The sequence below is a fragment of the Flexivirga sp. YIM B11880 genome, assembly GCF_058148645.1.
On the sequence record NZ_JBMAMH010000002.1, the window covers coordinates 151,601 to 163,813 of the forward strand.

A 12,213-nucleotide genomic window follows, 5' to 3' on the forward strand; every position below is an offset into this window, starting at 1 on the left:
GGATGGCTGCGCACCGGGCGCCGGGCGACGTCATACGCTGTGGGGATGCCAGCCGACCTCGACGCACTGATGAAAGCTGCCGTCGGAGGGGTCGGCGGCGTCGAGCGGGCCGGCCAGCAGAAGATGGCCCGCGCGGTCGACCAGGCCGCACGCAGCGGCACTCATCTGCTGGTGCAGGCGGGCACCGGCACCGGGAAGTCCCTGGCCTATCTGGTCCCCGCGATCCGGCATGCCATCGAGACCGGGCAGCCGGCGATCGTCGCGACGGCCACGCTGGCGCTCCAGGCGCAGATCGTCGACCGTGACCTGCCGCGGATCGCCGAAGCGGTCGAGCCGATCATCGGCCGCCGGCCGACCTTCGGACTGGTCAAAGGCCGACGGAACTACCTGTGTCTGCACAAGATCGAGGGCGGCTACCCGGACGACGAGGACGCGTTGCTCGACGTGGGCGAGGTCGACCGAGCTGCCGGCCGGATCGGCGAGGAGATCGTCCGGCTGCGGGAGTGGGCCCAGGAGACCGACACCGGGGAGCGGGACGAGCTGGTGCCGGGCGTCAGTGAGCGCGCGTGGCGGCAGGTCTCGGTGTCCGCCGAGGAATGCCTGGGTTCCAAGTGCCCCATGGTGCAGGAATGCTTCGTCGAGCGGTCGCGGGCGGCGGCGAAAGAGGTCGACGTCGTCGTCACCAACCACAGCTTCATGGCGATCGACTCCTTCGAGGGCCGCCAGATGCTGCCCGAGCACGATCTGCTGATCGTCGATGAGGCGCACGAGCTGGTCGACCGGGTCACGTCGACGATCACGGACGAGCTCACCGGCGGCATGATCTCGACCGCCGCTCGGCGCTGCGGTCGTATGGCGGACGCCTCGACCATGCGGGAAGCCGGCGAGCTGCTGCAGGAGCTGCTGGACAAATTGCAGGAGGGGCGGCTGCTCGGCCTACCCGACAACATGGCCATGGCCCTGACGCAGGTGCGTGACGCGGCTCGGTCGGTGCAGTCCGAGCTGAAGCCGGCGTCGCCGAACGACAACGACGCATCCCGGCAGGTCGCGCGTGCGGCGGTCGACGAGATCTTCGACAACTGTGACCGCATCCTGGAGGGACGCGAGCTCGACGTCGTGTGGGTCTCCCAGGACCCGCGGCGTGGTGCGATCCTGCGGGTCGCACCGATGAGTGTGGCAATGTTGTTGCGGGACAAGGTGTTCGGCGATCGGACCGTGATCATGACGTCGGCGACGCTCGAGCTCGGCGGCTCGTTCGACTCGGTCGCCGGCACGCTCGGCCTGCGCGGGGACGGCGGTCCGCAGTGGACCGGGCTGGACGTCGGATCACCGTTCGACTATCCGCGGCAGGCGATTGCGTATGTCGCCTCCCAGCTCCCGCCACCCGGTCGGGACGGCATGTCGACCGCTGCCATGGACGAGATCGAGACACTGGTCCGGGCTGCGGGAGGTCGCACACTGGGCCTGTTCTCCTCGACCCGCGCCGCCCGGGCTGCGGCCGAGGAGATGCGGGTCCGGTTCGGGGACGACATACCGGTGCTCTGCCAGGGTGACGACCAGATCCGCACGTTGGTGGCGCAGTTCGCCGCCGACCCGCGCACCTGCCTGTTCGGGACGTTGACCCTCTGGCAGGGGGTCGACGTGCCCGGGCCGTCGTGCCAGTTGGTGATCATCGACCGCATCCCGTTCCCGCGGCCGGACGATCCGCTGGCGTCGGCGCGCTCCCAGGAGATCGCCCGGCGCGGTGGCAACGGCTTCATGTCCGTGTCGGCCACTCACGCCGCGCTGCGGCTGGCGCAGGGCGCCGGCCGGCTGGTGCGCAGCAGCGACGACCGCGGCGTCGTCGCGTTCCTGGACACCCGGATGATCACCGCGCGCTACGCCGGGTTCCTGCAGAAGTCGCTGCCGCCCTTCTGGCCGACCACCGACCGGGCGCTCGTGCTCAAGGCGCTGAAGCGGCTGGACGAGACCGCGGTCGACCGTTCGGCACCACCCGAGGCCGACATCGAGCAGGCGGCCGTCGTCGCCGAGGAGGTGGCCGTCGACGAACCACACGAGGAGCCGGGCGAGCTGACGCCCGAGCCGGCCGACTCTGTGGTGGCCGAGCCGGTCGAGGTCATCGAGCAGGCCGCCACACCTGCACCGGCCGCGCCCGGCTGGACCTCCGAGGACGACGAGGAGCTGCGCGACGGTGCCGATCTCGGCCTCGACCCGCAGGAGCTCGCCGAGCACCTCGACAAGCCGCTGGACGACGTGCGAAACCGGTTGGTACAGCTCGGTCTCGGCTGAGCACCGTTCGCTCGGCCGACCCGCGGTGCGGCGAGGACTCAGCGCAGCACGACGGTGCTGGAGCCGTTGAGGAAGACCCGGTGCTCGGCGTGCCAGGTCACCGCGCGGGCCAGCACCTGCGCCTCGACGTCGCGACCGGCGACCACCATGTCCGCGGGGGAGTAGCCGTGGTCGATGCGCTCGACGTCCTGCTCGATGATCGGTCCCTCGTCCAGATCCGGCGTCACGTAGTGCGCGGTCGCGCCGATCAGCTTGACGCCACGGTCGTGCGCCTGGTGGTAGGGCCGCGCGCCGCGGAAGCTGGGCAGGAACGAGTGGTGGATGTTGATCGCCCGGCCGGCGAGGCGCTCGCACAGCTCGGCGGACAGCACCTGCATGTAGCGCGCGAGGATCACCAGGTCGGCGCCGGTCTGGTCGATCAGCTCGAGCAGGCGGCCCTCGGCGGCCTCCTTGGTGCTGTTGCTGAGCGGGATGTGGTGGAACGGAATGTCCTGTGAGGACACCAGCTTCTGGAACTTCAGGTGATTGGACCCGACGGCCACGATGTCGATCGGCAGGGATCCGACCTGCTGGCGGTAGAGCAGGTCGTTGAGGCAGTGCCCGAGCTTGGAGACCATGACCAGGGCACGGGTGCGCTGTGCGGCCGGGAAGAGCCCCCACGTCATACCGAACCGGTCGGCGACCGGACCGAGCGACTCCCGCAGCGCCTCCTCGTCCACCGGACCGTGCACCCGCGCCCGGATGAAGAACCTCCCCGTCTCCGGGTCACCGAACTGCTGGCACTCGTCGATGTTGGCGTCGTGCCCGACGAACGCGGTGCTGATCGCCGCGACGATCCCGGGCCGGTCCTCGCAGGATGCGGTGAACACGTAGGACTGCGCGTCGTCTGTCATGCGCGCACTTTACGGTGAGGGGTATGACGGATGTCCCGCCCCTGGTGCTCATCAGCGGACCGGAGCAGATCCTGGCCGAACGAGCCGCGGCCAGCACGATCGCCCTGCTGCGCGAAGGTGACCCCGATGCCGAGCTGGTGCGGCTCGAGGCGGCGAGCTACGAAGCCGGCGAGTTGCAGCTGCACACCAGCCCGAGCCTGTTCGGTGGCAGCAAGATCGTGCTGGTGCGCGACCTGGACGAGGCGCGCGAGGAGCTGATCGCCGACGTCGTCGACGTGGTCACCGCCGGACTCGCCGACGCGACGCTGATCGTGCAGCACAAGGGTGGGGTGCGCGGCAAGAAGGCGCTCGATGCACTGAAGAAGCACGGCGCACGAGTCATCGAGGCGCCCGCGATCAAGAGCGACCGGGACAAGTCGGCGTTCGTCACCAACGAGTTCCGGTCCGCCGGGCGCAAGGTGGCGCCCGACGCGGTGCGCGCGCTCCTGGAGGCGGTCGGCAAGGACCTGCGGGAGCTGGCGGCGGCGTGCAAACAGCTGGTCGACGACACCGAGGGCCTGGTCACGGCCGAGGTGGTCCAGCGTTACCACGGGGGCAAGGTCGAGGCCACCGGGTTCCGGGTCGCCGACGCCGCGATCAGTGGCAACCTGCCCGAGGCGCTGCGGCTCACCCGTCACGCCCTCGCGTCGGGGCTCGACCCGGTGCCGATCGTCGCGGTGCTGGCCAGCCAGCTTCGGCAGATCGCCCGCGTCGCGACGGCCGGCGGCGGGGGATCGGCTCAGCTCGCGAAACAGCTCGGGATGGCACCGTGGCAGATCGACCGCGCACGCCGTGACGCCAAGGGCTGGGACGGCGAACGGCTGGGCCGCGCCATCCAGGCCGTGGCTGCCGCCGACTTCGAGGTCAAGGGTGGCGGCCGCGACCCGGTCTACGCGCTCGAGCGTGCCGTCATGACGATCACCAGCGAGCGCAACGGCTGACGATCACGCCTATCGAGTGCCGCCTGGTCTCGATACGCGCGGGGTTCGCAGGCTCAGCCCGCGCTACTCGACCGACGTGGCCGATTTGGGCGGAATGACGCGCCGCTGGTAGATTTCGTCATTGCGTGCGCGCTCTGGTCGTGCGCGCATGCGAGTTCAACCCACGCAACGGCATCGCCCGGGTGTCCCCACGCCCCATCCGCCGATGCGTGTCGTCAACCCTCATTGACATCAGACAGACGATCGACCAAGGAAGTAACACGTGGCAAACATCAAGTCGCAGATGAAGCGGATCAAGACCAACGCGATCCGCACTGAGCGCAACAAGGCCTACAAGTCGGAGCTGCGGACCTGGATCCGGCACACCCGCGAGGCGGTCGCAGCCGGCGACAAGGCCAAGGCCACCGAGATGCTGGCGACCGCGTCCAAGAAGCTGGACAAGGCCGTGAGCAAGGGAGTGATCCACCGCAACCAGGCCGCCAACAAGAAGTCGGCTCTGGCCAAGGCGGTCAACGACATCGAGGCCTGACCGCTCGACATCATCCGAGGTCCGGTGCCGCCCACGGGGTGGCGCCGGACCTTTGTCGTTGCCTGGATCTGGTGCGGTAATCTGTGTTTCGTGCGGCAGTTGCTTCTTCTTAGCCGGCCGCGTCGACGTTAAGCGGACTTCGACGCGGCTGACCCCTCCCTGCGGCGAGGGGTTTTCTCTTGGGTTCAAGACAACTCAGCGCGGGTCCGACGCGGACGCCACAGATTTGATTTCTCGAAGGACGGACGATGAACGACGAGCAACCCGCACACCGCTATTCCGCAGCACTGGCGAACGACATCGAGCGCAGGTGGCAGGACCGCTGGGAGGAGCAGGGCACCTTCCACGCACCGAATCCCGCGGGCCCCTGGGCCGATCCGGAGGCGATCGGCGGACGGCCGAAGTACTTCCTGCAGGACATGTTCCCCTACCCGAGTGGTGCCGGGCTGCACGTCGGGCACCCGCTGGGCTTCATCGCCACCGACGTCTACGCGCGCTACCAGCGGATGTCCGGCAACAACGTCCTCTACACGATGGGCTTCGACGCGTTCGGCCTGCCGGCCGAGCAGTATGCCGTGCAGACCGGCCAGCACCCGCGCAAGACCACCGAGGACAACATCCAGACCTACACCCGGCAGCTGCGCCAGCTGGGTCTGTCACACGACAAGCGCCGGGCGTTCGCGACGATCGACCCGGAGTTCTACAAGTGGACGCAGTGGATCTTCCTGCTCATCTACAACGCCTGGTATGACGAGCGCGTGGCCAAGGCGCGGCCGATCGAGGAACTGGTCGCCGGTTACGAGTCCGGTGAGGTGCCGACCCCGGACGGCCGTCCCTGGGCGGAGCTGACCGACGCGGAGCGCCGGGACGCGGTCGATCACCGCCGGCTCGCGTACAAGAAGGAAGTGCCGGTCAACTGGGCGCCCGGACTGGGCACCGTGGTGGCCAACGAGGAGGTCACCAACGAGGGGCTGACCGAGCGTGGTGACATGCCGGTCTTCCAGCGCAACCTGCCGCAGTGGATGATGCGCATCACCGCCTACGCCGACCGGCTGATCGATGACCTGGACCGGCTGGACTGGCCCGAGTCGGTGAAGTCGATGCAGCGCAACTGGATCGGTCGATCCCAAGGAGCCGCAGTTCAATTCGCGGTCGACGGGATCGACGACCGGATCGAGGTCTTCACCACCCGGCCCGACACGATCTTCGGCACGACCTTCATGGTGCTGGCACCCGAGCACCCGCTGGTCGATGCGCTGGCCGCCGGCACCTGGCCGGAGGGCACCAAGGAGGCGTGGACCGGTGGCGCGGCGAGCCCGGCCGAGGCCGTCGCGGCATACCGGCTGACGGCCTCCCGCAAGTCCGAGCTGGAGCGGCAGACCGAGGACGCGAAGGCCAAGACCGGTGTCTTCACCGGGTCCTTCGCGACGAACCCCGTGTCCGGAGAACGCATTCCGGTTTTCATCGCCGACTACGTTCTGATGGGCTACGGCACCGGTGCGGTGATGGCCGTCCCGGCCGAGGACGCGCGCGACTGGGACTTCGCCAAGAAGTACGACCTGCCCTACCTGCGCACCGTCCAGCCTGCGGACGGTCACGACGAGGACACGGCATACACCGGCCCGGGCGTGAAGATCAACTCCTCCAACGAGCGGATCTCCTTGAACGGCAAGGAGATCGACGAGGCAAAGCAGCTCGTCGTCGACTTCCTGGAGCAGCAGGGCGCCGGTCGCGGCTCGATCACCTACAAGCTACGCGACTGGCTGTTCAGCCGGCAGCGCTATTGGGGCGAGCCGTTCCCGATCGTCTATGACGAGGACGGCGTCGCGCACGCGCTGCCGGAGTCGATGCTGCCCGTGGAGCTGCCGGAGGTCGCCGACTACTCACCGAAGACCTATGCCCCGGACGATGCGGAGTCGATGCCGGAGTCGCCGCTGGACCGGGCGACCGACTGGGTCGAGGTCGAGCTGGACCTCGGCGAGGGCCTGAGGAAGTACCGCCGGGAGACCAACACCATGCCCAACTGGGCGGGTTCGTGCTGGTACGAGATCCGCTACACCGACCCGGCCAACGCCCAGCGTTTCGTCGATGCCGAGTGCGAGCGCTACTGGATGGGGCCCAACGGCACACCGGGCGACACCGGCGGCGTCGACCTGTATGTCGGAGGCGTCGAGCACGCGGTGCTGCACCTGCTCTACTCACGGTTCTGGCACAAGGTTCTGTTCGATCTGGGCTTCGTCAGCTGCGAGGAGCCGTTCCGCCGACTGTTCAACCAGGGCTACGTCCAGGCGTTCGCCTACCGGGACCACCGCGGTCAGCCGGTGCCCGCTGCGGAGGTCGAGGAGCGGGGTGAGGGCGACTCGATGACGTTCACCTGGCAGGGCCAGCCGGTCGCTCGCGAGTTCGGGAAGATGGGCAAGTCGCTGAAGAACGTCGTGACACCTGACGAGATGTGCGCAACGTTCGGAGCGGACACCTTCCGGGTCTACGAGATGTCGATGGGGCCGCTGGACCAGTCCCGGGTGTGGGAGACGCGGGCGGTCGTCGGTGCGCAGCGCTTCCTGCAACGCTTGTGGCGCAACGTGATCGACGAGGAGACCGGCGAGCTGCGGGTCGACGACGCCGAGCCATCCCAGGAGCTGCGCCGCGCGCTGGCCAAGGCTGCCGAGGGTGTCGCCAAGGACTACGAGTCGCTGCAGTTCAACACCGCGATCGCCAAGCTGATCGAGCTGAACAACGCGCTGACCAAGGAGTCCGCGGACGGCGTCTCGCCGCGCGCGATCGTCGAGCCGCTGGTGTTGATGACCGCTCCGGTCGCTCCGCACATCGCCGAGGAGCTCTGGTCGAGGCTGGGGCACGAGTCGTCGCTGGCGTTCGAGGAGTTCCCCGCCGCCGACGAGACCATGCTGGTCGACGAGACCGTGACCTGTGTCGTGCAGGTGCAGGGCAAGGTGCGCGATCGGTTGCAGGTGCCGCCGGGCATCAGCGACGCCGACCTGGAGACGCTGGCCCGAGACAGTGAGAAGATCCGCAACGCCGTGGGCGACAAGCAGATTCGCAAGGTGATCGTGCGCGCGCCCAAGCTGGTCAATCTCGTGGTCGGCTGACTCGATGTCAACCACCCCACAAAGTTCTCCGCTCGTGCCTCGCTCCGATACTTTGCGGGGACCCCGGAAATGAGCGTGGCGGTGGTGACCGACTCGACGGCATACCTGCCGCCCGAGGTCGCCGCCGCCGACGGCATCTCGGTGGTGCCGATGCGTCTCGCGATCGGCGGCGTGTCGTACGACGAGGGACGCGGCGTCACGGCCGACGAGGTCGCGCAGGCGCTGCGTGACTTCGTGCCGGTGTCCACGTCACGTCCGTCACCCGCGGTCTTCGCCGAGCTGTATGCCGGGCTGGCGGACGCCGGCCACGACGCGATCGTCTCGATCCACGTGTCCTCGCAGATGTCCGCGACGCTGTCGTCGGCGCAGCTGGCGGCGCGTGACATTCCCATCCCGGTCGAGGTCATCGACAGTGAAACCATCGGCATGGCAATGGGATTCGGCGTCATCGCGGCGGCGGAGACGGCTGCGGCCGGCGGTGACGCGGCGGCGGTCGCCGAGACGGCCCGCCGTCATACCGGATCGTCGACGACCGTCTTCTACGTCGACACGCTCGAGCACCTGCGTCGTGGCGGGCGGATCGGGCGGGCGTCCGCGCTGATGGGCTCGGCGCTCGCCATCAAGCCGTTGCTCACAGTCCGTGACGGGCACATCGAGCCGTTGGAACGCGTTCGCACGACCGGGAAGGCGCTGGCGCGGCTGACGCAGCTCGCCGTCAGCGCGGTCGAGGCGCTGGAAGCGGCGGGTGGCCTGGACGGCGTCGATGTGGCAGTGCACCACTTGGGCGCCCGGGAGCGGGCCGAGACGTCGATCGAACAGCTGGCTGAGCAGATTCCGGATGCGCGCCGGATGCTGCTGGTCGAGCTGGGCGCTGCGGTCGGCGCGCACGTCGGACCGGGCACCCTGGCAGTGGTGGTGACGCCGCGCTTCGCCGGCCGCACCCGCATCATCGGCTCGTTCGACTGACCCGGCGTCCACATCCCCCTCAGCGTGCGCGGCTTTCCACAGGCCGGCGCTCGGTGCCTGCACCAACACACTTGGCGCACCTAACGTTTCAGCCATGTCGCGATCACGTGGGGAGGAGCGCACTCCCGACCGCCTGGCCGCCGTGCTCGAAGAGCTCGAGGCGGTGCGCCGGGCACCGGGCTGGGTGCCGACCGAGGACTCGGTCGTCGACCAGCCGCGTTCGAGGGTGGCTGAGCTGCCGCGCCGCGTCGCGGCGACCCGGCGCGCCGAGCGTGGGGAGCAGGGCCGCCGAGCAGCGCGGCACGCGGCGACCGGCCGCACCGATGAGCTCCGGCCACGGGAGCCGCTGCTGCGGCCACCCGAGCCGTTGATCGGCGCCCAGGTCGCGCCGAGCCGGCTGGCGGTGATCGGTGCGGTGGTGCTGGTGCTCGTCGCAGCACTCATCTTCGGGGGGCGGGTGCTGTGGGCGCGCGCGGCCGCACAACCGCATCCGGTGTCGTCGTCGACGGGGCCCACCACTCCGCAGAGCACGACTGCCGGCAGCACGGCGCCCGCCCGGCAGGGCTTCGCGGCGGCGTCGTCGAACGCGCCGAGCACCTTCGTGGTGCAGGTGGTCGGACAGGTGCACAGTCCCGGAGTGGTGCACGTCAAAGCCGGCTCTCGGGTGCAGGACGTGGTGTCGGCTGCCGGTGGTGCGCTGCCGGGAGCCGACCTCGCCGCGATCAACCTGGCCCGCATGGTGGCCGACGGGGAGCAGATCGTCGTACCCAAGCCGGGCGAACACCCGAGCACCGCGGCTGGCGCTGCGCCCGGGCCCGAGGCTGAGCCGGGAGCCGCCGGCGCAGGCTCGACCGCCGCGGCGATCGTCGACCTCAACACCGCCGACGCCCAGGCACTCGACACGCTGCCCGGTGTCGGTCCGGTCCTCGCGCAGCGCATTCTGCAGTGGCGCGCCGACAACGGCCGGTTCAGCAGCATCGACGAGCTGGGTGAGGTGAGCGGCATCGGCGACAAGATGCTCGCCCAGTTACGCCCGTTGGTTCGCGTGGGCTGAACCGCCGTGGACCTGCGGCTGCTGACCGCGGCGGCGGTGGCGTGGCCGGTCACCCTGGTCGCCCTGCGGCTCCGGCCGGTCTGGTGCTGGTCGCTCGCCGGTGCCGCGCTGCTGCTGGCGGTGCTGTTGGTGCTCGACCGGTCGTGGACGGCCCGGCAGGACGCGGTGTCGAGCGAGCGCCGCGACCGGGTGCTCGGGACCTGTGCGCTCGCGGCGGCGGCGATCGCGCTCGTCGGCGCCGCGACAGCCGGTCACCTCATGGTCCGTCGGGCCGGCACCGTCGACCGGCTCGCCGCCGAGCGCGCGATCGTGCGCGTCGAAGCGGTGCTCTCGTCCGATCCCCGGGTCGCCGGTGCGGGCCTCGCCGGCCGCGACAGTCTGGTCGTCACCAAGATCTCGGTGCGGCAGATCGTCGGCCGGGGTGTGCGCAGCACTCCTCGGACACCGGTGCTGGTGCTCGGCGACGAGCGCTGGCTCGCGCTGCGGTGGCACCAACGCGTCGTGTTCACCGGCCGGTTACAGCCGGCCGAGCCCGGTGACGACGTCGAAGCGGTGCTGACCGTGCGCGGGCCGCCGCAGGTGGTCGGTGGCGCCGGGCCGCTCTTCGACGCGGTCGAGGTCTTCCGGCGCGACACCCGGGTTGCGACCGATGGATTGCCGGCCGATGCCCGCGGCCTGGTCCCTGCGCTGGTCATGGGCGACACCGCACGCCTGCCGCCGGACCTGAACGACGACATGCGCGCCACCGGCATGACCCACCTCAACGCCGTGTCGGGTTCCAACGTGACTCTCGTCTTGTTGTCCGCGATGTGGCTCGCCGGCTGGCTTCGCATTCGGGGCCGCTGGCGGTTTCTCGCCGCGGCGGTCGTGCTGGGTTTGTTCGTGCTGTTGTGCCGGCCGGAACCATCGGTGATCCGGGCCGCCGTCATGGGCCTCATCGGCCTGGTCGGTATGTCGGTGTCCCGGCGGGCGGCCGGGCCGCCGGTGCTCGCGGCGGCGGTGCTAGTCCTGCTCGTGGTGGACCCATGGCTCGCCGCGTCATACGGCTTCGCACTGTCGACGCTCGCCACGGCGGGGTTGCTCTTCTTCGCCCGGCCCTGGGCCGACCGGATCGCCCGGTGGTTACCCCGGCGGCTCGCACCGCTGGCGGAGGCGGTTGCCATTCCGATGGCCGCGCAGGCGATGTGTGCACCGGTGATCGTGCTGCTGCAGGGTTCGGTGAGCCTCATCGGCATACCGGCCAACGTGCTGGCGGCCCCGCTGGTTGCCCCGGCCACGATGTGCGGTGTGGCGACGGTGCTGGTCGCGCCGCTGAGCACGTCCCTCGCGCGCGGACCGGCCTGGCTGGCCGCGCTCCCGACCGAGGGCATCGCGTGGATCGCGCACAGTTGCGCCCGCGTGCCGCTCGGCACGCTGCCCTGGCCCGACGGCGCCGCCGGTGCCCTGCTGCTCGCCGGGCTCACGCTCGTCGCCCTGTTCACCGGTGTCTGGTTGCTGCGTCACCTGTGGGTGCGGCCTTACCTGGCCGGCGCCGGCGCGGTGCTCGCGGCTGCCGCCTGGGCGCCGACACCGATCAGCGGCTGGCCGCCCACCGGATGGGTCTTTGTCGCCTGCGACGTCGGACAGGGTGACGGCGGCGTGCTCGCGACCTCTCCCGGCCACGTCGTGGTGGTCGACACCGGTCCGGAGCCGGACCTGATGGACGCGTGCCTCGACCGGTTACAGGTCGGCGTCATCGACGCCGTCGTCCTGACCCACTTCCACGCCGACCACGTGGGCGGTCTCGCCGGTGTGTTCGAGGGCCGCGCGGTGGGACCGATCTACGTCACGCCGGTGTCGTCGTCGACGACCACGGACACCGACGCCGAGGCCAGCGAGGAGCCACTCGTTCGCAAGCTGGCGGCCGAGCATCACCTGCCGGTCCGGCCCTTGATGACCGGTGACGTGCTCGACATCGGTGCGGTGCACGCGCTCGTGGTCGGCCCCACCCGATTGATCCGCGCCGGCTCGATCCAGAACAACAACAGCGTCGTGCTCGACGTGCGCAGCCAAGGACTGCGGCTGGTGCTCACCGGCGACATCGAACGCGAAGGCGGCACAACGCTGTTGAGCCAACTGCGGGCGCTGCCGAACGCGCCGCCGGTCGACGTGCTCAAGGTGCCGCACCACGGTTCGGCCAACCAGGCCCCGGAGTTGGAGCGCTTCCTGCACGCGCCGATCGCTGTCATCAGCGTCGGTGCGGACAACGACTACGGGCATCCGGCGCCGCGCACGCTCGACCTGCTGCGCGAGAGCAACTCGACGGTCGAGCGCACCGACCGGGGTGGCGACATCGTGATCGTCGCGCGCGACGGGGAGCCGCTGGTGGCTAGGCCGTGACCGGCGAGGCGGAGGC

The 12,213-nt window shown here is 70.0% G+C and carries 8 protein-coding genes; 7 read left to right on the forward strand and 1 reads right to left on the reverse strand.

The window, feature by feature from the left end:
* The first annotated feature begins 45 nt into the window (after window positions 1-45).
* Window positions 46-2,289 (forward strand): ATP-dependent DNA helicase, encoded by a 2,244-nt coding sequence (locus ACN8HC_RS05240; protein WP_490073820.1) that lies wholly within the window; start codon window positions 46-48, stop codon window positions 2,287-2,289.
* Between the two features lie 38 nt (window positions 2,290-2,327).
* On the opposite strand, the gene purU is transcribed toward ACN8HC_RS05240, so the two are convergent.
* Window positions 2,328-3,182: a formyltetrahydrofolate deformylase gene (purU, locus tag ACN8HC_RS05245; protein WP_490073821.1), complete on the reverse strand. Its 855-nt coding sequence runs from the start codon at window positions 3,180-3,182 to the stop codon at window positions 2,328-2,330.
* 23 nt (window positions 3,183-3,205) lie between these two features.
* On the opposite strand from purU, the gene holA reads away from it, so the two are divergent.
* From holA to ACN8HC_RS05275, 6 genes are all read left to right on the forward strand, one after another.
* Window positions 3,206-4,162 (forward strand): DNA polymerase III subunit delta, encoded by a 957-nt coding sequence (gene holA / locus ACN8HC_RS05250; protein ID WP_490073822.1) that lies wholly within the window; start codon window positions 3,206-3,208, stop codon window positions 4,160-4,162.
* Between the two features lie 262 nt (window positions 4,163-4,424).
* A complete protein-coding gene (rpsT, locus tag ACN8HC_RS05255; RefSeq protein ID WP_490073823.1) occupies window positions 4,425-4,691 on the forward strand; it encodes a 30S ribosomal protein S20 in 267 nt (88 codons plus the stop codon).
* Between the two features lie 248 nt (window positions 4,692-4,939).
* Entirely contained in the window at window positions 4,940-7,798 is a 2,859-nt protein-coding gene (leuS, locus tag ACN8HC_RS05260) for a leucine--tRNA ligase (RefSeq protein WP_490073824.1), read from the forward strand.
* Between the two features lie 69 nt (window positions 7,799-7,867).
* Window positions 7,868-8,764, forward strand: coding sequence for a DegV family protein (locus ACN8HC_RS05265; RefSeq protein WP_490073825.1), 897 nt, complete (start codon window positions 7,868-7,870; stop codon window positions 8,762-8,764).
* Window positions 8,765-8,858: 94 nt separating this feature from the next.
* Window positions 8,859-9,818 (forward strand): ComEA family DNA-binding protein, encoded by a 960-nt coding sequence (locus ACN8HC_RS05270; RefSeq protein WP_490073826.1) that lies wholly within the window; start codon window positions 8,859-8,861, stop codon window positions 9,816-9,818.
* Between the two features lie 6 nt (window positions 9,819-9,824).
* The gene (locus ACN8HC_RS05275) at window positions 9,825-12,197 is read left to right on the forward strand and encodes a ComEC/Rec2 family competence protein (RefSeq protein ID WP_490073827.1); all 2,373 of its coding nucleotides are present in this window, start codon (window positions 9,825-9,827) and stop codon (window positions 12,195-12,197) included.
* The last annotated feature ends 16 nt before the right edge of the window (window positions 12,198-12,213 follow it).